At 60.9% G+C, this 22792-nt stretch carries 32 protein-coding genes and 1 tRNA gene; 22 read left to right on the top strand and 11 right to left on the bottom strand.

Features of this window, described 5'->3' with window-relative positions; translation table 11 throughout:
• The first annotated feature begins 147 nt into the window (after window positions 1-147).
• The 19 genes from MFF34_RS05650 to MFF34_RS05560 all read left to right on the top strand — a co-directional run bounded on the left by MFF34_RS05650 (window position 148) and on the right by MFF34_RS05560 (window position 12254).
• Entirely contained in the window at window positions 148-1272 is a 1125-nt protein-coding gene (locus tag MFF34_RS05650; protein ID WP_238210997.1) for a hypothetical protein, read from the top strand.
• Window positions 1273-1282: 10 nt separating this feature from the next.
• Window positions 1283-2044: an ERF family protein gene (locus MFF34_RS05645; RefSeq protein WP_238210995.1), complete on the top strand. Its 762-nt coding sequence runs from the start codon at window positions 1283-1285 to the stop codon at window positions 2042-2044.
• Window positions 2041-2808, top strand: a complete 768-nt coding sequence (locus tag MFF34_RS05640) for a lambda exonuclease family protein (RefSeq protein WP_238210993.1) — start codon at window positions 2041-2043, stop codon at window positions 2806-2808. The genes MFF34_RS05645 and MFF34_RS05640 overlap by 4 nt, the downstream gene beginning before the upstream one ends.
• Window positions 2805-3317 (top strand): hypothetical protein, encoded by a 513-nt coding sequence (locus MFF34_RS05635; RefSeq protein WP_238210985.1) that lies wholly within the window; start codon window positions 2805-2807, stop codon window positions 3315-3317. Before MFF34_RS05640 ends, MFF34_RS05635 begins: the two co-directional genes overlap by 4 nt.
• 253 nt (window positions 3318-3570) lie before the next feature.
• Entirely contained in the window at window positions 3571-3918 is a 348-nt protein-coding gene (locus tag MFF34_RS05630; RefSeq protein WP_238210983.1) for a hypothetical protein, read from the top strand.
• Window positions 3893-4456 carry a hypothetical protein gene (locus MFF34_RS05625; protein WP_238210981.1) on the top strand — a complete coding sequence of 188 codons (564 nt, stop codon included), beginning with the start codon at window positions 3893-3895 and terminating at the stop codon, window positions 4454-4456. Before MFF34_RS05630 ends, MFF34_RS05625 begins: the two co-directional genes overlap by 26 nt.
• Window positions 4457-4782: 326 nt before the next feature.
• Window positions 4783-6444 (top strand): DNA cytosine methyltransferase, encoded by a 1662-nt coding sequence (locus tag MFF34_RS05620; protein ID WP_238210975.1) that lies wholly within the window; start codon window positions 4783-4785, stop codon window positions 6442-6444.
• Between the two features lie 10 nt (window positions 6445-6454).
• The gene (locus MFF34_RS05615) at window positions 6455-7042 is read left to right on the top strand and encodes a hypothetical protein (protein WP_238210973.1); all 588 of its coding nucleotides are present in this window, start codon (window positions 6455-6457) and stop codon (window positions 7040-7042) included.
• Window positions 7039-7692, top strand: a complete 654-nt coding sequence (locus MFF34_RS05610) for a hypothetical protein (protein WP_238210971.1) — start codon at window positions 7039-7041, stop codon at window positions 7690-7692. Before MFF34_RS05615 ends, MFF34_RS05610 begins: the two co-directional genes overlap by 4 nt.
• A 92-nt stretch (window positions 7693-7784) precedes the next feature.
• Window positions 7785-8375: a hypothetical protein gene (locus tag MFF34_RS05605; RefSeq protein WP_238210969.1), complete on the top strand. Its 591-nt coding sequence runs from the start codon at window positions 7785-7787 to the stop codon at window positions 8373-8375.
• The gene (locus MFF34_RS05600; RefSeq protein WP_014591205.1) at window positions 8372-8623 is read left to right on the top strand and encodes a hypothetical protein; all 252 of its coding nucleotides are present in this window, start codon (window positions 8372-8374) and stop codon (window positions 8621-8623) included. Before MFF34_RS05605 ends, MFF34_RS05600 begins: the two co-directional genes overlap by 4 nt.
• Window positions 8620-8955: a hypothetical protein gene (locus MFF34_RS05595; RefSeq protein ID WP_238210967.1), complete on the top strand. Its 336-nt coding sequence runs from the start codon at window positions 8620-8622 to the stop codon at window positions 8953-8955. The genes MFF34_RS05600 and MFF34_RS05595 overlap by 4 nt, the downstream gene beginning before the upstream one ends.
• Window positions 8952-9347 (top strand): phage protein NinX family protein, encoded by a 396-nt coding sequence (locus MFF34_RS05590; RefSeq protein WP_238210965.1) that lies wholly within the window; start codon window positions 8952-8954, stop codon window positions 9345-9347. The genes MFF34_RS05595 and MFF34_RS05590 overlap by 4 nt, the downstream gene beginning before the upstream one ends.
• Window positions 9340-9579, top strand: coding sequence for a hypothetical protein (locus MFF34_RS05585; RefSeq protein WP_238210963.1), 240 nt, complete (start codon window positions 9340-9342; stop codon window positions 9577-9579). Before MFF34_RS05590 ends, MFF34_RS05585 begins: the two co-directional genes overlap by 8 nt.
• Window positions 9580-9625: 46 nt before the next feature.
• On the top strand, window positions 9626-9859 hold the full coding sequence (locus MFF34_RS05580; RefSeq protein WP_238210961.1) for a hypothetical protein: 234 nt from the start codon (window positions 9626-9628) through the stop codon (window positions 9857-9859).
• A gap of 56 nt (window positions 9860-9915) precedes the next feature.
• On the top strand, window positions 9916-10557 hold the full coding sequence (locus MFF34_RS05575) for a hypothetical protein (protein WP_238210959.1): 642 nt from the start codon (window positions 9916-9918) through the stop codon (window positions 10555-10557).
• A 35-nt stretch (window positions 10558-10592) separates the two neighbouring features.
• Window positions 10593-10769, top strand: coding sequence for a hypothetical protein (locus tag MFF34_RS05570; RefSeq protein WP_238210957.1), 177 nt, complete (start codon window positions 10593-10595; stop codon window positions 10767-10769).
• Window positions 10770-10797: 28 nt separating this feature from the next.
• Window positions 10798-11202, top strand: coding sequence for a hypothetical protein (locus MFF34_RS05565; protein ID WP_238210956.1), 405 nt, complete (start codon window positions 10798-10800; stop codon window positions 11200-11202).
• Window positions 11088-12254 (top strand): tyrosine-type recombinase/integrase, encoded by a 1167-nt coding sequence (locus tag MFF34_RS05560; RefSeq protein ID WP_238211283.1) that lies wholly within the window; start codon window positions 11088-11090, stop codon window positions 12252-12254. The genes MFF34_RS05565 and MFF34_RS05560 overlap by 115 nt, the downstream gene beginning before the upstream one ends.
• A gap of 79 nt (window positions 12255-12333) precedes the next feature.
• Here MFF34_RS05560 and MFF34_RS05555 read toward each other — a convergent pair.
• From MFF34_RS05555 to thrS, 9 genes are all read right to left on the bottom strand, one after another.
• Window positions 12334-12410, bottom strand: a tRNA-Pro gene (locus MFF34_RS05555).
• Between the two features lie 99 nt (window positions 12411-12509).
• Window positions 12510-12866 carry a MerR family transcriptional regulator gene (locus tag MFF34_RS05550; RefSeq protein WP_008100384.1) on the bottom strand — a complete coding sequence of 119 codons (357 nt, stop codon included), beginning with the start codon at window positions 12864-12866 and terminating at the stop codon, window positions 12510-12512.
• On the bottom strand, window positions 12847-13149 hold the full coding sequence (ihfA, locus tag MFF34_RS05545; protein WP_003250679.1) for an integration host factor subunit alpha: 303 nt from the start codon (window positions 13147-13149) through the stop codon (window positions 12847-12849). Before ihfA ends, MFF34_RS05550 begins: the two co-directional genes overlap by 20 nt.
• A 4-nt stretch (window positions 13150-13153) precedes the next feature.
• On the bottom strand, window positions 13154-15535 hold the full coding sequence (gene pheT / locus MFF34_RS05540; protein ID WP_085273105.1) for a phenylalanine--tRNA ligase subunit beta: 2382 nt from the start codon (window positions 15533-15535) through the stop codon (window positions 13154-13156).
• A 33-nt stretch (window positions 15536-15568) separates the two neighbouring features.
• Window positions 15569-16585: a phenylalanine--tRNA ligase subunit alpha gene (gene pheS, locus MFF34_RS05535; RefSeq protein WP_027596148.1), complete on the bottom strand. Its 1017-nt coding sequence runs from the start codon at window positions 16583-16585 to the stop codon at window positions 15569-15571.
• A gap of 109 nt (window positions 16586-16694) precedes the next feature.
• A complete protein-coding gene (gene rplT / locus MFF34_RS05530; protein WP_003250671.1) occupies window positions 16695-17051 on the bottom strand; it encodes a 50S ribosomal protein L20 in 357 nt (118 codons plus the stop codon).
• 28 nt (window positions 17052-17079) lie between these two features.
• Window positions 17080-17274 carry a 50S ribosomal protein L35 gene (gene rpmI, locus MFF34_RS05525; protein ID WP_008100408.1) on the bottom strand — a complete coding sequence of 65 codons (195 nt, stop codon included), beginning with the start codon at window positions 17272-17274 and terminating at the stop codon, window positions 17080-17082.
• 60 nt (window positions 17275-17334) lie between these two features.
• Entirely contained in the window at window positions 17335-17886 is a 552-nt protein-coding gene (gene infC / locus MFF34_RS05520; protein ID WP_016487884.1) for a translation initiation factor IF-3, read from the bottom strand.
• Complete coding sequence (gene thrS / locus MFF34_RS05515; protein ID WP_027596147.1) at window positions 17886-19808, bottom strand: threonine--tRNA ligase; 1923 nt, start codon at window positions 19806-19808, stop codon at window positions 17886-17888. The genes infC and thrS overlap by 1 nt, the downstream gene beginning before the upstream one ends.
• A gap of 334 nt (window positions 19809-20142) precedes the next feature.
• Between thrS and MFF34_RS05510 the strand changes: the two genes are divergently transcribed.
• Both MFF34_RS05510 and MFF34_RS05505 read left to right on the top strand, forming a co-directional pair.
• A complete protein-coding gene (locus tag MFF34_RS05510) occupies window positions 20143-20445 on the top strand; it encodes a hypothetical protein (RefSeq protein ID WP_238210953.1) in 303 nt (100 codons plus the stop codon).
• A 162-nt stretch (window positions 20446-20607) separates the two neighbouring features.
• Entirely contained in the window at window positions 20608-20820 is a 213-nt protein-coding gene (locus tag MFF34_RS05505; RefSeq protein ID WP_027596145.1) for a cold-shock protein, read from the top strand.
• Between the two features lie 61 nt (window positions 20821-20881).
• On the opposite strand, the gene MFF34_RS05500 is transcribed toward MFF34_RS05505, so the two are convergent.
• Window positions 20882-21199, bottom strand: coding sequence for an I78 family peptidase inhibitor (locus tag MFF34_RS05500; protein WP_238210951.1), 318 nt, complete (start codon window positions 21197-21199; stop codon window positions 20882-20884).
• A 288-nt stretch (window positions 21200-21487) separates the two neighbouring features.
• Between MFF34_RS05500 and MFF34_RS05495 the strand changes: the two genes are divergently transcribed.
• Window positions 21488-21700: a hypothetical protein gene (locus MFF34_RS05495; protein WP_027596143.1), complete on the top strand. Its 213-nt coding sequence runs from the start codon at window positions 21488-21490 to the stop codon at window positions 21698-21700.
• On the opposite strand, the gene MFF34_RS05490 is transcribed toward MFF34_RS05495, so the two are convergent.
• The gene (locus MFF34_RS05490) at window positions 21672-22676 is read right to left on the bottom strand and encodes a nucleoside hydrolase (protein ID WP_238210943.1); all 1005 of its coding nucleotides are present in this window, start codon (window positions 22674-22676) and stop codon (window positions 21672-21674) included. The two genes, MFF34_RS05495 and MFF34_RS05490, sit on opposite strands and share 29 nt — an antisense overlap.
• Between the last annotated feature and the right edge of the window lie 116 nt (window positions 22677-22792).

Raw genomic sequence — 22792 nt, 5'->3', positions numbered from 1 at the left:
GCGTGCACGCCGTATCGCTACCTGGCGTGGCTCCTTCATCGCCCTCACCTTCTTCACCGGCTGGCTCCTCCTGAGCGCTCTGGCCGGAACCATCACCCTGTAACCACATAATCAGCGCCCACCGCATGGATGGCGCGGGAGTTTCGCATGTCCGCAGAACAGAAACTGATCGCAATCGAGGAGATCAGCGAAGAGAACGCGCCGGCCATCTACGTGGCCGGCGGCCTTCAGCAATTCATCGATCTGGTGAAAGGTGAGGTCCTGGGCGAAGTGCCCGACCTGAAAACCCGCAAGGGCCGCGAGCGCATCGCCAGCCTGGCTGCCAAGGTCAGCAAGTCGAAGACCGCGGTCGAGAAGCCTGGCCGCGACTACCTGCGCCGCCTCAAGGAAATGCCTAAGGTGGTCGAGGCTGAGCTGCGCGAGTTCGTGACCAAGATGGATGCGCTGCGGGACGAGACTCGCCGACCGCTCACCGAGTGGGAAGCCGCCGAAGATGCGCGGATCGACCGCCACAACGACCGCCTGAACTGGCTGAAGACTCTGGCGGACGACCTGGGCGATCAGACCTCTCTGCACATCAAGGGCCTGATTGCTGAGGCTGAGGGCATGCAGCTCGGCGCTCACTGGGAAGAATTCGAGGCCGAGGCCGGCGTCGCGAAGGACAAGGTGCTGACCGCGCTGCGCGCTGCTTTGACCAAGCGGGAGGCATTCGAAGCCGAGCAGGCAGAACTGGCCCAACTTCGCGCACAAGCCGAAGCCCGGGAGAAATCCGACCGGGAAGCTGCCATCGCTCGCGAGGCGGCAGAAAAGGCCCAGCGTGAGGCTGATGAACGTGCCGCCAACGAACGCGCAGCGGCTGCCCGCCGGGAGCAGGAACTGATTGACCAGGCCGCTGCGCAAGAACGCGAAGCCGAGAACCAGCGTCTTCAGCTCAAGTTGCAGGCCGAGCAAGCAGAGCGCGCTGCCGCTCAGGCCGAAGCCGACCGCCAGGCAGTGCTGCGCCAAGCCGAGGCTGAGCGCCAGGCCGCCGCTCGCCGGGCTGAAGAAGCGGCCGAGCAGGCGCGCCAGGATGAACGCCGCCGCGCCGATGCAGCCGCTGCCGAGATCGTTCGCCAGCAGCAGGCCCGTGAGCGCGATCAGGCGCACAAGATAAAGATCATGGGCGAGGCCAAAGAGGCCCTGATGTCGATGAACATCACCGAGGAGCTGGCCAAGGCCATCGTGCTCAAGATCGCCCGCCGCGAAGTTCCGAACATCACCATCAACTTCTGAGGTAGCCGCCATGAGCAGCACCATCATTGTGCCGGAGCAGCGCCGCCAGGCAGTGACGGCAGCCGGCCCGGTCGATAACAGCATCATGGCAGTGATCAGCCGAGCCGCTGCCGACCCGACTTGCGACATCGAGAAGATGGAGCGCCTTCTGGCCATGCACGAACGAATGCACGCCAAGACCGCCGAAGCGGCATTCAACGCCGGCATGGCTCAAATGCAGTGCGAGATCCCTACAGTGTTCGAAGCCGCGGTGAACCTGCACACGGGAAACGCCTACGCAACGCTGGATGACATCACCCGGATCATCAAGCCGATCATGCAGCGACATGGCTTCGCGATCACCTTCAAGGTCGAGAATCAGGAGAAGTCGATCAGCGTCACCGGCATCCTGATGCACCGCGAGGGTCACCGCGAACAGACCACCATGAGCCTGCCGGCCGATATCGGCAAAGGCCGGAACGAGGTCCAGGCGGTTGGCTCCTCCACCACCTACGGCAAGCGATACGTCATGTGCGCCTTGCTGAACATCACTACCAGCGACGTTCGCGACGATGATGCGCAGTCGTCGGATGGCTCCGATACCGCTGAAATGCGCGCCCAGGCGGTGAACGAGATCCTCGCCAAAGTCGAAGCAGCAGCCACACCTGACGAGCTGAAGGATGTCTGGCAGGCATCGCTGAAGGTTCTGCAAGCCAGCGGAGACAAGGCCGGTTACGACACGGTGAAGATCGCCGTGACCAAGCGGAAGACAGTACTGGAGGCCAATCCATGATTATCGTCAATTGCACCCAGGGCTCCCCAGAGTGGCTGCAGGCCCGCGCTGGAGTGATCACTGCCAGCATGTTCAGCGCCGCCAGATCCAAGGTGAATGGGCTGACTGCCCAGCAGCGCACATACGTTGACGCCATCAACGCCGGCCATAGCGAATCGAAAGCCCGCGACCTTGCCGGCTACAAGGCCGCACCGAAGGCAGAAGTGGTTCAGAAGGCGCTGGACGGAGAAAAGGTCGGAGAGCCGTCAAATGCCGCCCTCACCTACGCCTTCGAGCTGGCCGTCGAGCGAATCGGTGGCGCACCGCTCGATGGTGGATTCGAGACTTGGCAGATGCGCCGTGGCCACGAGCTGGAGCCTGAGGCCAGGATGGAGCACGAGATCCAGACCGGCCTGATCGTTACGCAGGTCGGACTGGTCAAAACCGATGACGGCGCGTTCGGCGCAAGCGCAGACGGCTTCATCGGCGAGGATGGCGGGAGCGAGTACAAGTGCTTCCTAGCCCCGGACAAGCTGCGGGCCTTCCACATCAACAACGACGCCAGCGAAGTCATCGACCAGGTGCAGGGCTGCATGTGGATCACCGGCCGCAAATGGTGGCACATCGGGATGTACTGCCCCCTCCTCAAGCCTGTGGGCCGCCAGCTCTGGTGGCGCGAGTTCAAGCGCGATGACGACTACATCGAACAGCTTGAGCAGGACTTGTGGGAGTTTAAGCTGTTGGTTGACGGCTACGAGAAGCAGCTGAGGAGCCAGGCAGCATGAACCCATCAATCGACCTGGAGGCCGCACAAGCGGCCTTCTTTGCCTCTGGTGGCCAGCTTGTCGTGCTGGAGGGCTTCACCTACCGACCACTGCCCGAGCGCAAGCACCCAGACCCCAAGCAGAAGCCGGCCAAGCCTGCTGCGCGCAAGGCCGAAAGACAGCAGGTAACCAAAGCCAGGACCCGCGCTGCAAAGATCGCCGAGCTGGCCAAGACCATGAGCTGCGGTGAGGTTGCGGAGCTCCTTGGGGAAACCAAAGGTGCGCTGTGGGGTGTGGCTGCGCGGGAGGGCTTCAAGTTCTTCTCCCCGCCCAGGGCGGCCCGGCCAACGAAGTCCGCGGCGGATCAGGAAAAGGAAGATCGAGCGCTCGCCGATCAGATCATCGCTCTCCGGGACGCCGGCAATTCTCGGACCCGGGTAACCGCGAAGCTGGGGATCGGGAATCGCAAGCTCGAGCGAATCCTGGCGGCATTCAAGATCAACTTCCCGCTTCAGCGGCACCGGGGGTAGCCATGCCAAGGGTCAAGCCGGAAAAGATTCACCCACTGCCCTACTACCACGGACGTACAACTCGGGCTGCTGGCCGGTGCCGAGCCTACCAGCCTCACCCAGAAATGTCGGTCGATAGCGCCTGGTGGCTCGCGGGCTGGCATGACTGCGATATGGAGCTATCCCATGAACCGAAAAATCCGCCGATCGCTGCAACTGCACAGGCGGCGTGAGCAATCCCACCTTCCCCCAAGCGGCCTGCAGGAGGTCGAGCATGGCACAAGCAATCGTTTCCCCGCTGCGCAAGCCGGTGCGCAAGCTGTACATCACCCGCAGCGGCGGTCAGTACCGGCCTGAGGAAGTGGCCCTGGCTTTTGCCTTGAGCCTGCGCTTCCACGACAGCGCGGACGAGCTTCGGGCTTTGGCGCGACGCCTGGCTGAAAAGGTATGTCTTGAGCGCCAGCCGAACATGAAGCGCCTGGCGCGCGAGCCCGACGACGCTAAGGTGTTCGACGCCGCACTCAAGATAATCAACCGGGTGTGCGACCTTCTAGACATCGGGCCGGGTACCACCTTTGTGCGCAATGGAGGCGATGATGGCTCTGACGCAGCAGCAGCGTGACGAGCGCCGGCGCGAGAAGCAGGAGCGCCTGGGCGAGCAAGATTTGCGCTTGAAGGTGACCACCACCCACGCCAGCCAGCTTACTGACCTGATGTCCTGGGGCGAGATTGAGGAAAGCGGCGAAGCGCTCACCCTGCTGATCTACAACGCCCACAAGCTTGGTCGTTCTAAGTTCCCGTACTTCGCCGCCGGCGCCCACCTTGAGATCGAAAGCGATCAGCACATCAAGGCAGAACGAATCGAAATCAGGCTCATGGCAAGGCGCGGCACCATCCAGCAGCTTGATGAAATGGGCGAGTGGATCAACATCGCCGACCGAAGCGGTATCGTCCGAGTGTTGATTGAGCGCGCTCATGCGCTTGGGCCGATTCAGGCCCTCACGCTGCTCTGTTTGCCACCGCGCCACAAATTCGCGTTGAGCAATTCCGTGGCGCGCGCCCTGGATCAATGGCGGATGCAGCGTGAATTTCGTGCGCCAGACATCAGGCTTGGCGCCGATCCTGACGACAAAGGCTTGCTGCTGCTCGCCAATTCCTGACCCGCGCTGCCCGCCAGCGCCTTCCCCTATTCAACTATCAACCTTCAGGGGGTAGCACCGTAATCAACGAGAGGGCTTTCATTTTCAGCCTTTTCCGCAGATCCCAGGGCATATCGTGAGAAAAGTCTAGAAGCCACCGATTGGGGCTCGTCATCGGCGTGGCATTCGATAGCCACAGTTCGACGTCCCTCTCTGACACCTTTAGTACCTGTGCAATCACTTTGTTACTGGGTCTATTGCTCATAGCTCCGCCCTCCCCGGCCACTTGCCGGATCCTATCTCATACCCCAAACCTCATATCAACGCCACCCCGGCGAGGATCACCAATGCCCATCACTTACGGAAGCGTCTGCAGCGGCATTGAAGCTGCGACCGCAGCCTGGCACCCGCTGGGCTGGCATGCCGAGTGGTACGCCGAGATCGAGCCATTCCCTTGCGCCGTGCTGGCTCATCACTACCCCGAGACGCCGAACCACGGCGACATGACCCGCCTGGCGGCCATGGTGCTGTCCGGCAAGATTCCAGCGCCCGAGGTGCTGGTCGGCGGCACGCCCTGCCAGGCTTTCAGCGTTGCCGGCATGCGCGAAGGCCTTGCCGATCCCCGCGGCGCCCTCACCATCAAATACGTGGAGCTGCTAGATGCAATTGACCATGTTCGAATTAAGCGCGGCGAGCCCGAGGCCGCCTGCCTCTGGGAAAACGTTCCCGGCGTCCTCTCCGACAAAGGCAACGCGTTTGGCTGCTTCCTCGGCGCCCTGGTGGGCGAATCCGAAGAACTCCAACCGCCAGGGGGCAAATGGAAGGACGCTGGTTGTGTGTATGGACCCACGCGAACAGCCGCATGGCGGATTCTGGATGCCCAATATTTCGGCTTGGCCCAACGACGCCGCCGTGTGTTCGTTGTCGCAAGTGCTCGAGCAGGGTTCGATCCACTCGAAGTACTTTTTGAGCGCGAAGGCCTGCGCCGGGATACTCCGCCGCGCCGAGGCGAGGGGCAAGACCTTGCCGGACGAGCTCCATTCGGCCCTGCGCTGCAGTGCGGATGCGGATACGTCTTCGGCTTAGACCTGGGCCAGTACGGCTGCCCGAACTGCGAGGGTGACGAAGGACCGGCTGTCGAGGTACTGGCCGGCGTGCCTGCCTATGGCGGCCATAGCCTCCAAGGCGATGTCAGCCAGGCCGCCACGCTGACCGCCAAGGACACACGGCTGGACATGGAGAGCGAGACTTTCTGCATCCAGGGCCAGGTCGCTGGGACGCTGCGAAGCACTGATGGCGGCAGCGATGTTGACCACGCCATGGCAGGCCACATTGTCGCCGGCACACTGCAGGCGAACGGCAAAGCGGCCGGCAGCGCAACTCAGAAGGACGCCGAGAACGGCATGCTTGTGGTGCACGGAACGCAGGATCCTGACGTGCTGCATGACCTGGTCCACCCGCTGGGTCGGAACAGCGGACAAGAAAACGCCCTCCTTGCCTTCAGCTGCAAGGACCACGGGGCAGATGCCGGCCACCTGGCACCTACGCTCCGGGCCATGGGACATGGCGCCAGCCACCCCAACGCCGGCGGACAGGTAGCCGTATGCATCACCGGCGAGATTACCCACACCCTGAAGGCCGAGGGTTTCGACGCAAGCGAGGACGGCACCGGCCGTGGCCAGCCCATTGTTTCCGTCGCCCTGCGCGGCAGAGACGGTGGAGGAACGATTGAGGCTGGAGACGACGTGGCCGGGTGTCTTCGCGCGGCATCTGGTGGCGGAGATAAGCCACACGCCCTGATTATGGCTTCGGTCCGACGCCTCACCCCGCGCGAGTGCGAATGGCTCCAGGGCTTCCCCGGCGATCACACCCGCATCCCCTATCGTGGCAAACCCGCCGACGAATGCCCGGACGGCCCACGCTACAAGGCGATCGGTAACAGCAAGGCCGTCTTCGTCGTCCGCTGGATCGGCCAGCGCATCCAACAACAACTTGAACGTCTCGCTTGAGGTTACCCCCATGCCCACAGAAAACCGATCCAGCAACACCGAGATGGTCAGCGTGCCGCGCGAAGATATTGAAGCCGCATGCGCACGCTTCGCCAAAGCGCAGATCTTCGATTTCTCCCGGCGCATGAGAGCCCTCCTCGATCATCCAGCCCCGCAGCCCCACCCCGAGCCTATAGCCTGGATGGTTGGTACTGCCATCTGGTGGACCAAAGAAGAGGCAGAGAGGGATGCGGCGGCGACTGGGCTGCCGATTGTTGGGCTGGGGCCGATGCCCGATACCAGCGAGCTTGAGCAGCTTGTAGCTGCGAACACTGAGTACGCTCGCCGGCATCTGGAGCAACTAGATGAGGCTGAGCGGCTGCGCGCGGAGAACGAGAAGCTGCGCGAAGTCATCAAGCATTCTGACTCGAACATCCAGCGACAGAGCCTGCGCATTTCGAATCAGCGCGCCCAGCTGGCCGAGCAGGATGCGCTGCTGCACAAGCTGAAAGAGACCATTCAACGCGAATATTGGGATGAGTACGCCGGCCTGGAAGAGACGCGAGAGCTTATCGAGGCAGCTATTTCCGCCAGCACAGAGAAGGGACCGAAGTCATGAGCAAGGAATTCGAGCGAGAAGGCCGGTACATCGTCATCAAGCTTAGCGACTTGGCAAAGGTGCCGGTCAACTACCGAAGCGCGCTGGTTGAGCCAGTTTTTCATTTGCAGGCTCACCTGCCGAGCCGCGAGTGCCTAGTCATCGAAAGTGACTGGCCCGAGTACGAGCCGGCCTGGGCCGCCATCAAGGCGCGCGTCACCGGCGAGCCACCGAAGGAGCGCGTAGGGTCCGGGCAGTTCAACGACGACGACCGCTACTTGCTGTGCCGCGAGGAGTTGCGCGAATGCGAGGATGAGCGCTCTGCCTTGAGCGATGAGGCCCGCGGGCTTCGCGACCGTGCTGCCAAGCTCGATGCACTACTTGCTGAGGCATTGCTTGCCATTGAGGGCGGTTGCCACGCCGTTTCGCTGCCGGAGCGCATCAGCGCCGCACTATCTTGCGATGAAGAGCAGGATCCGCCTTCAGGATACTTTTTCGATACCGGGCCGTACCAGGTGGAGCTCGGCGAGCAGCAATGGCTCAAGGCTCTGTCTGTCTTCGACAACTACACCCAAGGCAACCAAGACACTTTTGCCTGCCCAGGCGACAACCTGCGCGGCCTAGTCAGCGAGATCCTGATCGAATTGGGCCTTGCACCAGCGGTTGATTGACTGCACCGCGACAAGAGCACATTTGTACTCCACCCCACTGTAACCCCTCTCCCCTCTATTCACTGCCGCGATATGGCGGCCAAGGAATCCCCGTGCGCGAAGAAAAAGTCGTGATGTACGAATCCCCCGAAGCCGCCAGCCTCCAGACCGTTACCGGCTGGGTCGACCCTTCCGGTCGGTTCTGGGGCAAGGATGAGCACATGGCCCGCTACTGCGGGTCCACTCACCGCCACTGCGCGAAGAACCCAGAGCACCCCATCCATGCCACAAACGGGTGGTGCGAGACCTGCCACGCAGAGAGCCGGGCTGCCAAATTCTCAGCCATGCCGAAGCGCGTATGGGCCGGCGAAGCGATCACTGAATACGACGGCGACCAGTACTTCTTCGACGAGGAAGACCTGCGGGACTACCTCATCGAACACGAGGTGGACCTGGCCGACCTGCGGCTGGTGTTCTGCACCCCGAACTACCCCAGGCAGATCGACCCGAACGACCACTTCTGTGACGACCTGCCAGAAGACGGCGAGGTGAACGACGACCAGCTGCTCGCGGCATTCGAATTGCTCAACGAGATGATCAGCAAGTGCCCGCCATTGTCTTGGTCGCCGGGTCATGAGGCGGTCGAGTTGCCGCAGGCCTTCATCGACATGGTTGCCAACGAACGCTTGGAGGCTCAGGAATGACCCGCCTCGCCCTCTGCCTCCTGCTGCTGGCCACCGGCGCCAGTGCAACCGAGAACGTCATCGACGTTCAGCACGACAGCCAGCGCGGTGTCACCTGCTACCTGCTGAATGGGGTCGGCATCAGCTGCATCCCCGACAGCCAGCTGCAGGCAGGCAACCAGCGCCAGCTCTCCCCGCACGAAACCCAACCCGAACCTACACCCGCTCTGGCGCCTGGGCGCTGGATTGATGAGAGGTATCAGCTGTGACTGAACTCGAAGAACTGCTGCTGGCTGCCAAGGCTGCCGGGATAGAGGTCGAGCCCTGCACCTGCCGTGATCCGAAATGGCCCCTACGCATCAAAGGTCAGTCGGGCACCCGGGCGCATTGGAATCCCTACATCAACGACGGCGATGCTTTCAAACTGGCTATCGGTCTGGGCATGCAGATCAACGTCGAAGGATCTGGTGAGGATGAGGCCGTATGGGCTGATGACACCATGATCTGGGTGAATAGCGAGTATGCCCAGGGCGATCGCCGGAAGGCTGCGCGGACAGCCATCGTTAGCGTTGCCGCCCAGCGTGGAGAGCAGATGTCATGACCGACCTAATCGAAGTGAAGACGGCAGACCTGGCCGGCGAGGCGCTGGGTTGGGCAGTTGGCAAAGCCGAAGGTCTGGATGTGTACTTGGAGCCGCCCGGCTACAACGGCATTCCTTGGCGAGTGTTCGCCCTGTACCAGGGCCAGGCCATCGAGCACGCCAAGCGCTTCAACCCTTGGGAAGACTGGGCGGTAGGCGGCCCGATGATCGATAAGCACAATGGCAGCGCACAGCACATCCCCGGCCTTCCTCAGGATATTCGCTGCGCTGGTGGACCTGCCGACGCCGGATGGTGCTACGGCCCAACAGGTCTTGTCGCGTTCTGCCGAGGCTATGTCCGGTACAAGCTCGGCGATACCGTCCAGGTGCCCAAGGAGCTGATCCATGGCTGAGTTCAACGATACGCAGCGTCTGGACTTCATCCTGGCGCGAGGCCGGCAGGTCGTCCTGGAAGGAATGGGCACCAACGGGCGTGGCACCTTCTTCTACGAGCTCTACGTGCAAGAGGGAATCTGGCCAGACGCGAAGTACGGGTGCATCCACCTCGAAGGTCTTGATGATTTTGAGCCCAGCCCAGAGCAGAAACGCCAGGCGATCGACCTAGCAATGGAGGCGCAGCCATGATCCTGCCCCTGATGTACATGGCCTACCTGATCTACAGGGGGCCGCGATGAGTCGATTCATTGCTGTGGTGCACGGCTGGCACGTGGAGAGCAAAGGCTTCGACATCCATGAGCTGATCGCCAGAACTGCACAGGGCGCGGATGACGAAGCATGCCTGCTCGCAGCGCGCCGTGACGCCGCGTTCGACCGCACGGCCTATGTGGTTGTCGAGATCGATGACCGCGAGCACCTACCCCGGCGCCTGACCTGGCGCGAACGGCTCACCGGCCGTATCAAGTAACCCATTCCCCTACCACTCAGGCCCGCCGAAATGCGCGGGCATGGAGAGCTATTGCCATGCCAAACCACATCACCAACAAAGTCAGCGCGCCAGCTCACGTCCTCACATCGCTGATCAACGGAGACGGCCGGATCGACTTCGGCAAGCTCATTAAGTTTGAGGGCGAGTTCACCTGGGACTTCATCTGCGGCGCAGCTGAAACCGCTGCGGAGGCAGCGATCAATCTACCCCTCAGTAACAACCCGATGCTCGCCGGCATGCAGCGGCACAGTCGCGAAACATCCTCGGTGACGAAGCTCAGCGACGAAAGCTTCGAGCAGTTCGTCCAGATGCTGCGCAATCACCGCAAGACCGGATACATGCACTGCATGGACTTCGCCCGCCATGCCTGGGGCACCAAGTGGAACGCCTACAGCCAGAAGATCGATGTTGAAGGCTGCTCGCTGTCCTTCGATACGGCCTGGAACGCGCCGGTGCCGGTTTTCAAGGCTCTTTCTGCCCTTCACCCGACCGAAGAAATCACAGTCGTGTTCGCCGCCGAAGACCTCGGCAGCAACTGCGGCACGCTGAAGCTAAAGGGTGGCGCCCTGGTGGAGCAGGACTGCGCTGGACCGTGGAACAAAATGACCGAAGCCCAGCAAGACAAGTGGCGGGACTTCGCCCGTGGAGTTACAGGCCGGACCGACGACGAAGAATAACCAACCTGCCGCCACCGGCGGCGTGGAGACCATCCATGAACCTGATCGACTGCTACGTCACGAAGATCCTCGGCGAGCCGTACCGCAAGTTCGGCGCCTGGTGGGTCGACGTCGAATACAACAGCTGGGGCAGCGTCAGCACCACCCGGCTCATGTTCCGCACCGAGGAAGCCGCCCGCGCGGCGCAGGTCGGGCACAAATTCACGGCATGATCTGGCCGCCTAGCCTGGAGATCACCACATGACAGCAGCCAGCGCGGCACAGCCCGCGCCTGCCCTGCCGCGCATTCTCCGCGCCGGCAAGGCCCCCGCCTACCTCGGCATGAGTCGCGCCGAGTTCAACAAGACCGTCAGGCCCTACGTCAGCGAGTTCCCCATCGGCGAGCGCGGCATCGGCTTCGACCGGCAGGAGCTCGACGCCTGGGCAACTGACTACATCCTGACCACAGCAATTGCGAAACAAGGCGCCAAGGGAACAGAATCCCCCTGCAGCGAGCGCCAGGTTGGAGGAAATACATGGCGCGAAAAACCATCACGGGCCTCTCGCAGAGGAACGGAATCTGGCACATCGACAAGAGGGTCAACGGTGAGCGACTTTACGAAAGCACTGGCGCTCGCGAAAGGGAAGAAGCGGAGCGCTACCTGATATTCCGGCTGGAGCAGTTGCGGCAGCGGAAGATCTACGGCGTCAAGCAGGTCAGGTTGTGGCGAGAGGCCGCCACGAAGTACCTGGTGGATTTTGCCGACCAGCCATCAATCTGGCTGACCGCCACCTATCTGGAGCAGCTTGATCCGTACATCGGCCACCTTCCCGTCAGTCACGTTGATGACGGGACGCTGGCTCAGTACATCAAGGACCGGAAGATGCCAGGGAAGACGAAAACCGGGAAGATCAAGCCGGGCGCATCGAACAGGACTATCAACATCGCCTTGCAGCGAGTGGTCAGGGTTCTGAACTTGTGCGCCAGGAAGTGGCGGGACTCCGAGCAGCGGCCGTGGCTGGACAACGTGCCGATGATCTCGATGCTGGAGGAGAAACGGTCAGCACGGAAGCCCTACCCGATGTCATGGGAAGAGCAGGCTGTGCTGTTTGCGGAACTGCCTGACCACCTGCACAAGATGGCCCTGTTCAAGGTGAACACGGGCTGCCGGGAGCAGGAGGTTTGCAAACTTCGCTGGGATTGGGAGATTCATGTGCCCGAGATCGACGCTACCGTGTTCCTGATCCCTGCCGACTTCGGCGGTCGAACGGAGAAGTCCGGGGTCAAGAACGGCGACGAGAGGCTGGTGGTGCTGAACAGCGTTGCCCGGTTGATCGTCAACCGACAGCGCGGGATCAGCAAGGAATGGGTATTCCCATACCACGATGAGACGCCGATGCATCGAATGAACGACTCGGCATGGAAGAAGGCCAGGGCCAGGGCGGCCAAGGTTTGGCAGGAGAAGAACCTGAGGCCGGCGCACGACGGGTTCGCATCGTTCCGTGTGCACGATCTCAAACACACGTTCGGTCGGCGACTGAAGGCTGCAGGTGTTTCGGAGGAAGATCGAAAGGCGCTGCTCGGACACAAGAACGGCAGCATCACCAGTCACTACTCTGGCGCAGAGATCGGTCAACTGATCGAGGCAGCCAACAAGGTGTCCGCAACCGATTCGCGCGGACCGGTACTTACGATGCTGACCAGGAGGAAGGCATGAAAAACGGAGAAGTCACGCAAAAGTCACGCAAATGAAAAAGGCCAATGCTCTGAACATTGGCCTTTCCCATTGGGATTATTGGTCGGGACGGAGTGATTCGAACACTCGACCCCTTGCACCCCATGCAAGTGCGCTACCGGGCTGCGCTACGCCCCGACTCTATTCTCGATACCGCTGAGAACGTTGAAGAATCTACCCTAACCTTTTGATAAATGAAAGCTTTTTCTCAAAAAAATTTCCATTCGTCGGAGCAAATCACTTCTTCAACACCACCAACACATCCTCCAACTCAACAATCATCTGTCGAATCAGCTGCTTGTACTGGCTTGACTCATCCTTCACCTCATCACTGGAGAGCCGCAACCGCGCCCCGCCAATGGTGAACCCCTGGTCATACAGCAGCGCTCGAATCTGGCGGATCATCAGCACGTCCTGGCGCTGGTAATACCGCCGATTCCCCCGCCGCTTCACGGGGTTCAACTGAGGGAACTCCTGCTCCCAATACCGCAGCACGTGCGGCTTTACCGCGCAAAGCTCGCTGACTTCACCAATGGTGAAGTAGCGTTTGCCCGGTATGGGGGGCAGTTCGTCGTTATGGCTTGGTTCCAGCATAGGCCTCAACCCGGGCCTTCAACTTCTGCCCTGGACGAAAGGTGACGACGCGGCGAGCGGTGATCGGGATCTCTTCCCCTGTCTTGGGGTTGCGGCCCGGCCGCTGGCGTTTGTCGCGAAGGTCGAAGTTGCCGAAACCGGACAGCTTAACCTGCTCGTTCTCTTCAAGTGCGTGCCGAATTTCTTCGAAAAACAGCTCGACCAACTCCTTGGCCTCACGCTTGTTAAGCCCCAGCTCCTCGTACAGCCTTTCGGCCATCTCAGCTTTCGTCAGAGCACCCATGCCGTTATTTCCTTAACGTGGTGTTCAACCTTTGTTCGAGCGAGGTGAGGATATTTTGCAGGGTAACGTTCACCTCATCGTCGTTAAGAGTGCGCGATGGATGCTGCCAGGTCAAGCCGACGGCCAGGCTTTTTCTATCAGGATCAATGCCTTTACCTTGGTAGACATCAAACAGCCTGAGGTCTGTGAGCCATTCGCCTGCATTGTCACGAATTAATTCAAGCACCGCGTTAGAAGCTACATCACGTCCTGCAATCAACGCCAGGTCACGACGGGTTTCTGGGAACTTGGACAGTTCGCTGAACTTCGGCAGGCGGCCTTCGACCACGTCACCCAACACCAGCTCGAACAGGAACACCGGGCGATCCAGGCCCAGGGCTTTGGCAAGCTCGGGGTGAATGGCGCCGAGGTGGCCGACGGGCTTGCCGTCGCGTTCGATGAGGGCGGTTTGGCCTGGGTGCAGGGCGGGGTGTTTACCGGCGCTGAAGGTGAAGTCGCTCAGCGCGCCGGAGTAACCCAGCAGGGCTTCCACGTCGGCTTTGACGTCGAAGAAGTCGATGCCGTCGCGGCCGTTGGCCCAGCCTTCTGGCAGGCGGCTGCCGGTGACGACGCCAGCGATCATCGGTTGCTGCTCGAGGTTACCGAGCTGGCCGACGAAGCGCAGGCCGCTTTCGAACAGGCGTACGCGGTCTTGCTGGCGGTTGAGGTTGTGCTGCAGCGCCTTGACCAGGCCCGGCCACAGGGACGCGCGCATGGCGGCCATGTCGCTGGAGATGGGGTTGGCCAGCAGCAGGGGCTCGACGCCAGGGGTGAACAGCTCGAACAACTTCGGGTCGATGAAGCTGTAGGTGATGGCTTCTTGGTAGCCGCGGGCGACCAGCAGGCGGCGCAGGTTCGGCAGGTCACCGCGGGTTTCCGGCTTGCCCTGGGGCGCGAGGCGCGCCTGTGGGTAGCGGACCGGCAGGTTGTTGTAGCCGTACAGGCGGGCCAGTTCTTCGATCAGGTCGACTTCCAGGCTGATGTCGAAGCGGTGGCTTGGAACGTTGACGGTCCACTGCCCTGCCCCGTTCGCCGTGGTGGTCAGCTCCAGGGCGTTGAGCAGTTGCTCGACCTGGGCGGCTTCCAGCTCCATGCCAAGCATCTGGGTGATGCGTTCGGCGCGCAGGGTTACCGGGGCGACGTTGGGCAGGTGCTGTTCGCTGACGGCCTCGACGATCGGGCCGGCTTCGCCGCCGACGATTTCCAGGATCAGCGCGGTGGCGCGTTCCATGGCTTCGCGGGCCAGCTGCGAGTCGACGCCGCGCTCGTAGCGGTGCGAGGCATCGGTGTGCAGGCCGTAGGAACGGGCCTTGCCAGCAACGGAGATTGGCTCGAAGAAAGCGCTTTCGAGGAACAGGTCGCGGGTTTTTTCGGTGTTGACGCCGCTGTGCTCGCCACCCATGACGCCGGCAATGGCCAGGGCGCGGGTGTGGTCGGCGATGACCAGGGTATCGGCACGCAGGGCGACTTCCTGGCCGTCGAGCAGGACGAGTTTTTCACCCTCTTCAGCCATGCGGACGCGGATGCCGCCGTTGATTTCGGCGAGGTCGAAGGCGTGCATCGGCTGGCCGAGTTCGAGCATCACGTAGTTGGTGATGTCGACGGCAGCGTCGATGCTGCGCACGTCACTGCGGCGCAGGCGTTCCACCATCCACAGCGGGGTCGGCTTGGACAGGTCGACGTTGCGGATGACGCGGCCCAGGTAGCGTGGGCAGGCAGCCGGGGCAGTCACTTCGACCGGGCGCACTTCGTCGTGGGCAGCCGGTACAGCCGGGACGACTGGGCGGGTGACCGGGACGTTGTACAGGGCGCTGACATCGCGGGCCAGGCCGGCCAGGGACAGGCAGTCGCCGCGGTTCGGAGTCAGGCCGATTTCGATACTGGCGTCGTCCAGGCTCAGGTACTGGCGAATGTCTTCGCCAACCGGGGCGTCAGCCGCCAGTTCCAGCAGGCCGTCGTTTTCTTCACTGATCTGCAGCTCGGCCGCCGAGCACAGCATGCCGAACGACTCGACGCCGCGCAGCTTGGCCTTCTTGATCTTGAAGTCACCTGGCAGTTCGGCACCGATCATGGCGAACGGGATCTTGATGCCCGGGCGCGCATTGGGGGCGCCGCAGACAACCTGGAAGGTTTCCTGGCCGTTGCTGACCTGGCAGACGCGCAGCTTGTCGGCGTCCGGGTGTTGCTCGGTGGCGAGGATTTCGCCCACGACGATGCCGCTGAACTGGCCGGCAGCGGGGGTCACGCTGTCGACTTCGAGGCCGGCCATGGACAGGCGGGCGACCAGTTCGTCACGGGAGACTTGCGGGTTTACCCAACCGCGCAGCCACTGTTCACTGAATTTCATGCTGTTCTCCTGAAAGTTGCGTCGGGCATTGACCTAGCGGAATTGCGCGAGGAAGCGCAGGTCGTTGTCGAAGAACAGACGCAAATCGTTGACGCCGTAGCGCAGCATGGCCAGGCGCTCGGCGCCCATGCCGAAGGCGAAGCCCTGGAATTCTTCAGGGTCGATGCCGGACATGCGCAGCACGTTCGGGTGGACCATGCCGCAGCCCATGACTTCGAGCCAGCCGGTCTGCTTGCAGACGCGGCAGCCTTTGCCAGAACACATCACGCACTGGATGTCGACTTCAGCGGACGGCTCGGTGAAGGGGAAGAACGACGGGCGGAAGCGCACAGCCAGTTCTTTTTCGAAGAAGACGCGCAGGAATTCTTCGATGGTGCCCTTGAGGTCGGCGAAGTTGATATCGCGATCGATCAGCAGGCCTTCGACCTGGTGGAACATCGGCGAGTGGGTGATATCCGAGTCGCAGCGGTAGACGCGGCCCGGGCAGACAATGCGAATGGGCGGCTGGCTGGACTCCATGGTCCGCACCTGCACCGGCGAGGTGTGGGTGCGCAGCAGCATGTTGGCATTGAAATAGAAGGTGTCGTGCATCGCCCGTGCCGGGTGGTGGCCGGGGATGTTGAGCGCTTCGAAGTTGTGGTAGTCGTCTTCGACCTCTGGGCCTTCGGCAATGCCGTAGCCGATGTGGGTGAAGAACTGCTCGATGCGCTCGAGTGTACGGGTAATCGGGTGCAGGCCACCGGTGGTCTGGCCACGGCCTGGCAGGGTCACGTCAATGCATTCGGCAGCTAGGCGAGCGCTGAGCTCGGCTTCTTCATAGGCGGCCTTGCGTGCGTTGAGCACCTCGGTGACGCGTTCCTTGGCATCGTTGATCAGCGCGCCGACTTTCGGCCGCTCTTCGGCTGGCAGGTTGCCCAGGGTCTTCATCACCTGGGTCAGCTCGCCTTTCTTGCCGAGGTATTGAACCCGGATCTGTTCCAGGGCATTGATGTCTTCAGCGCGCTCTACGGCCTCAAGGGCTTGGGAGACCAGCGCATCCAGGTTTTCCATGTACAGACTCCAGATACGAAAATAGGGGAAGAGCTTTGAAGGCTCTTCCCCTATCGATGACGTTCAATGCCCGGCGACGCTAGCGCCGCCGGGTGATTGTCGCGGGTACTTAAGCCAGAACGGCTTTAGCTTTCTCGACAATCGCAGCAAACGCCGCTTTTTCGTTCACTGCCAGATCGGCCAGAACCTTACGGTCGATTTCGATCGACGCCTTTTTCAGGCCAGCAATCAGACGGCTGTAAGACAGACCGTTGGTGCGGGCACCGGCGTTGATACGAGCGATCCACAGTGCGCGGAACTGACGCTTCTTCTGGCGACGGTCACGGTAGGCGTATTGACCGGCCTTGATGACAGCCTGCTTGGCTACGCGGAATACGCGCGAGCGTGCACCGTAGTAACCTTTAGCCAGTTTCAGAATTTTTTTGTGACGCTTACGAGCGATAACGCCGCGCTTTACACGAGCCATGAGTAACTTCCTCTATCTTTGACCAGAATTAACGAACGCGCAGCATGCGCGCGACTTTCGCGACGTCAGACGGGTGCAGCAAGCTGCTACCACGCAGTTGACGCTTACGCTTGGTCGACATTTTGGTCAGGATGTGGCTCTTGAAAGCGTGCTTGTGCTTGAAGCCCGAAGCTGTCTTCAGGAAACGCTTCGCAGCACCGCTCTTGGTTTTCATTTTTGGCATGTTGGAACTCCGCATTCGATAAAATTACACATAATCATCAGGCCTGCCGTGCCCGGGAGATTACTTCTTTTTCTTGGGGGCGATGACCATCATAAGCTGGCGTCCTTCCATCTTAGGATGCTGCTCAACGGTGCCGTATTCAAGCAGGTCATTTTCAACCCGCTTCAACAGCTCCATGCCCAGCTCCTGGTGGGCCATCTCACGGCCACGGAATCTCAGAGAGATCTTGGCCTTGTCCCCATCGGTAAGGAAACGTACCAGGTTGCGTAGTTTTACCTGGTAATCCCCATCCTCCGTCCCTGGACGAAACTTGATTTCTTTGATCTGGATCTGCTTCTGGTTTTTCTTGGCTTCGTTAGCCTGCTTCTTCTTTTCGAAGAGGTGCTTGCCGTAGTCCATGACCTTGCAGACCGGCGGTACCGCGTCTGCAGAGATTTCCACCAGATCCAGCTTCGCTTCATCAGCGATACGCAGCGCTTCATCAATCGAGACGATGCCAACCTGCTCGCCGTCTGCGCCAATTAACCGAACCTCGCGGGCCGAGATATTCTCGTTGATCGGGGCCTTCGGTACAGCACGTTTATCGTTTCTCATTTCACGCTTAATAGTCATTACTCCGATTCTTGGCGACCACGCCGGGAAACCGCTTGTGTCAGGAGCTCAGCGAATTGCGCGACGGGCATGGAACCCAGGTCTGCGCCTTCGCGAGTACGCACAGCGACGGTTTGCGTTTCGACTTCGCGGTCCCCTATAACCAAAAGGTACGGGACCTTGAGCAAAGTATGCTCGCGGATTTTAAAGCCGATCTTCTCATTTCTCAAGTCCGACTTGGCACGGAAACCGCTACCGTTCAGAGATTTCTCAACCTCAAGGGCGAAATCGGCCTGTTTGTCGGTGATATTCATGACCACTGCCTGGGTCGGCGCCAGCCATGCCGGGAACACACCCGCGTAATGCTCGATGAGCATGCCGATGAAGCGTTCGAACGAACCGAGGATGGCGCGGTGCAGCATTACCGGGCGCTTGCGGCTGTTGTCTTCGGCGATGTAGCTGGCGTCCAGACGCTCTGGCAGGTTCGGATCGTACTGCAGGGTACCACACTGCCAGTTACGGCCGAGGCAGTCGCGCAGTGTAAATTCGATCTTCGGACCGTAGAACGCGCCCTCGCCCGGCTGGTATTCCCACTCCAGGCCAGACTCGTTCAGGGCATCGGCCAGGGCGCCTTCGGCGCGGTCCCACAGCTCTTCAGAGCCCACGCGCTTGGCTGGACGAGTCGAGAGCTTCATGGCGATATCGCTGAAACCGAAGTCCTTGTAGACGTCCAGGGTCAGCTTGATGAAGTCGGCGGCTTCTTTCTTCACCTGATCTTCGGTGCAGAAGATGTGCGCGTCGTCCTGGGTGAAGCCACGTACACGCATGATGCCGTGCAGGGCGCCGGACGGCTCGTTACGATGGCAAGCACCGAACTCGGCCAGGCGCATCGGCAGGTCGCGGTACGACTTCAGGCCCTGGTTGAACACCTGCACGTGGCACGGGCAGTTCATCGGCTTGACCGCGTAGTCACGGTTTTCCGACGAAGTGGTGAACATGTTCTCAGCGTAGTTGGACCAGTGGCCGGAACGCTCCCACAGAATACGGTCAACAACCTGCGGGGTCTTGATTTCGAGGTAGTTGTTATCGCGCTGAACCTTGCGCATGTACTGCTCGAGCACCTGATAGACGGTCCAGCCGTCCGGGTGCCAGAACACCATGCCTGGGGCTTCTTCCTGCAGGTGGAAGAGGTCGAGCTGCTTGCCGATCTTGCGGTGGTCGCGTTTTTCGGCTTCTTCGATGCGCTGGATATAGGCGGCCAGCTGCTTTTTGTCTGCCCAGGCGGTGCCGTAGACGCGTTGCAGCTGCTCGTTCTTGGCATCGCCGCGCCAGTAGGCGCCGGACAGCTTGGTCAGCTTGAATGCCTTGAGGAAGCGCGTGTTCGGCACGTGCGGGCCACGGCACATGTCGACGTATTCTTCGTGGTAGTACAGGCCCATGGCCTGTTCATCCGGCATGTCTTCGACCAGGCGCAGTTTGTAGTCTTCGCCACGGGCCTTGAACACGTCGATGACTTCGGCGCGCGGGGTCATCTTCTTGACGACGTCGTAATCCTTCTCGATCAGCTGCAGCATGCGCTTTTCGATGGCGGCCATGTCTTCTGGGGTGAAGGGGCGCTCATAGGCGATGTCGTAATAGAAGCCTTCGTCGATCACCGGGCCGATCACCATCTTGGCGGTCGGGTACAGCTGTTTCACCGCGTGGCCGATCAAGTGGGCGCACGAGTGACGGATGATCTCCAGTCCCTCTTCATCTTTAGGGGTGATGATCTGCAGGGTGGCGTCGTGGGTGATCAGATCGCAGGCGTCGACCAGCTTGCCGTCGACTTTGCCGGCCAGGGTGGCCTTGGCCAGGCCAGCACCAATGGAGGCGGCGACGTCGGCTACGGATACGGCGTGATCAAACGAACGTTGACTGCCATCGGGAAGAGTAATAGTGGGCATGGCGCCTCCTCTCCTAGTGGTGACCCCTACCAAAGGTCACGTGGGTTGGGATGAGCCAGTACAAGATCCGCGCTGTCTTTCTCAAGAGAAAGCCTGCCTCACAGTGGCAGAAGCCTTTCGGCTTACCAGGGGCGAACCAGAGTGACTGGGAGGTAAAAAACAGGTGAGCTGCACGTTGTCAGCTACAAGCCGAGCATGCTAGCACGCGGGGTTGGGCACGATGCAGAAATATTTGGAAATTACACAACCGGGGTGAACTTACGCGGAAAAATTCCTATCAGACTTTGGGAAGCATCCTACTCTTGATGAGACCTAAACCAAGGAGTGTCTGGTTATGAGATTTCCGTCTCTTCTGGCCCTGAGCGTTGCTGGCGCCCTGCTGCTGCCGGTTGCGGCCAACGCGGGTTCGTTCCCGGCTGGCGCGAAGCAAAACTACATGTCCCAGTGCACCAAGGTCGCCTCCGGCCAGGGCCTGGACGCCAAGGCGGCGCAGCAGCACTGCACCTGTGGCGCAACAGCTATCGAAAAGAACTTCAGCGATGACGAGATCAAGGACTTGAACAGCAATGATGGCGTGGACGCTAAACTGATGCAGAAAGCTCAATCGGTTGTTAAGCAAGCATGCACGAAGGGCTGAAACCATAAAGCGGGGGTTCGCCACCCATTGTTTGCGCTGGATCAACATCTGGCGAACGTAAAAGGCGCTAGATGCGCAGAATTAGACTATGATGTTGCCGGTGCTTCGGAGCCTCGGCAACATCGCACCACTGAAAAAATCAAATGTCTGGAGATTCACCCCATGTCCAATCGCCAAAACGGCACCGTCAAATGGTTCAATGATGAAAAAGGCTACGGCTTCATCACCCCACAAAGCGGCGGCGACGACCTCTTCGTACACTTCAAGGCCATCGAATCTGACGGCTTCAAGAGCCTGAAAGAAGGCCAGGCTGTTTCCTTCGTGGCCGAAAAAGGCCAGAAAGGCATGCAGGCTGCACAGGTTCGTCCGGAGTAATTCGGACAGCTGTAAAAAAACCCGCCCAAGTGGCGGGTTTTTTTATGGGGTTCGCAACGGCTTAGCCGCAGTTGACGCGGGTTACCACACCTTGCTCATCCACATTCAGGTTAAGGCGCTCGGAGCGGTACTCCAGGGTCACCACGTCGTGCGGCTTGAGAATGCGCGCCATCTGCGAGCCACTGGCCTTGCGGGCCTGCTCCAGCAGGTCTGGGCTGCCCGGCTTGCCGATGGCAAAATCGGCACCGCTGGCTTCGCAGCGACCGTCGTTGCCTGCCGGTGCGGCAGGCGTACTGCCAGCAGAATTGCCACCTGTACTGCAACCAGCCAGCACAGCAGCCACCGCCAGGGTCGCCAGGTAAGCACGGGTACGGAACATGAATCCTCCTAAAATCGATCTGGGCACTGTCTGATCCGACAGCTGCGCGCATTGTTTGTTGCAAAACCGCACAAGTCTGCCTGAACATGCCGGTGGAGGCGAAATGCAATCGTGACTGGATTTTGCACAATACGCTTGGTTTGCCGCGCAAAGCTTTTTATTCTTATGTCGCAGAGTCATTGACGCAAAGGCATGATTTACTGCAAGAAGTGGAGCGCGCCGTGCCTCCCTCGAACATCAGGATCCGGTGTTCGCCCCTTCGTCCCAGGCCCCCAGTGAGAGCCTTTCATGAGCAGCCACAGCATCGACGCCGATATCAAGGTCAAATGGGCGGAGGGCCAGAGCGCCTACAGCCCCAGCACGCCGGAGGAGTTGCTACTGATTGCCATCGACCTGCTGGTGCGCGATCGCGGCAGCGAAGCGGCGCGCAGCTTTATGGACCAAGCGTTCGAGCGCTTCGCCAGGCATTCCCCTATTGCAATCGAGCCAGGCGCGCGCTGAGCAGGTCGAAAAAGCCCTGAGCGTCCCCCTCCTCTACCCACATGACGTTGGCTGGCTGCTTCAGCACGCCATACCAGTCTGCGATGGTCTGGCCAAAGGTCAGGCCCTCGCGGCTGTCGATGGCCATGTGAATGCGTCGCCCACTGAACAGCTCGGGTTTTAGCAGGTAGGCAATGACACTGGCGTCGTGCACCGGGCCGCCAGGCATGCCGTACAGGTCCATGTCGTGGGTGATATAGGCATTGAGAATGTCCACGACCCGCTTGCTGGCCTGGTTGTTGACCGCCGCGAGTTGCTTGAGGCGTGCTTCACTGGTCAGCAGCTTGTGGGTGACGTCCAGCGGCAGGTAAGTCAGTTGTACGCCACTGGCCAGCACTACCTCGGCGGCATGTGGGTCGGCGTACAGGTTGAATTCGGCTGCAGGGGTGATGTTGCCGCCGTTGAAATGGGCGCCGCCCATGACCACGACTTCTTTGATGCCTTGGGCGATCTCCGGGCGCTGGATGAGCGCCAAGGCCAGGTTGGTCTGTGGGCCGAGCATGGCCAGGGTGATGCTGTGGGGTTGTGCGCTGCCGAGGGTGTCGACCAGGTATTGCACGGCATTGCCTTGGGCCAGCGGCTTTTGCGGCGCGTGGACTTGCACACCGGTCAGGCCTTCTTCGCCATGCACTTCGGCGGCGTAGATGGGCGTGCGTACTAGCGGGCGGCCGGCCCCGGCGTACACGGGGATGTCTTCGCGGCCAGCCCATTCGCGGGCCAGGCGGGCGTTGCGCGAGGTTTTATCGAGGCGCACGTTGCCGGCTACGGTGGTGATGGCGCGGATGTTCAGCTCATCGGGCGAGGCCATGGCCAGGAACAGCGCGACCACGTCGTCGGCACCGGGGTCGGTGTCGATGATCAGGTCGCGCGGGGCGGCCTGGAGGTTGGTGGTGGCTGCGGCCATGAGGGTGAGTCCTTGTAGCAGGGGTTTGAGCATGGGGCACTCCTGTTGCCTTGGTTAAAGGTTGCGGGGCCGCTTTGCGGCCCAATCGCCGGCAAGCCAGCTCCTACAGAGATTGTGAATACTTCGGCAAACTGCACAGGACCTGTGGG

This window comes from Pseudomonas sp. PAGU 2196 (assembly GCF_022179005.1).
In the GTDB taxonomy this organism is placed as follows: domain Bacteria; phylum Pseudomonadota; class Gammaproteobacteria; order Pseudomonadales; family Pseudomonadaceae; genus Aquipseudomonas; species Aquipseudomonas kermanshahensis.
This window is presented reverse-complemented; position numbering and strand designations above follow the sequence as displayed.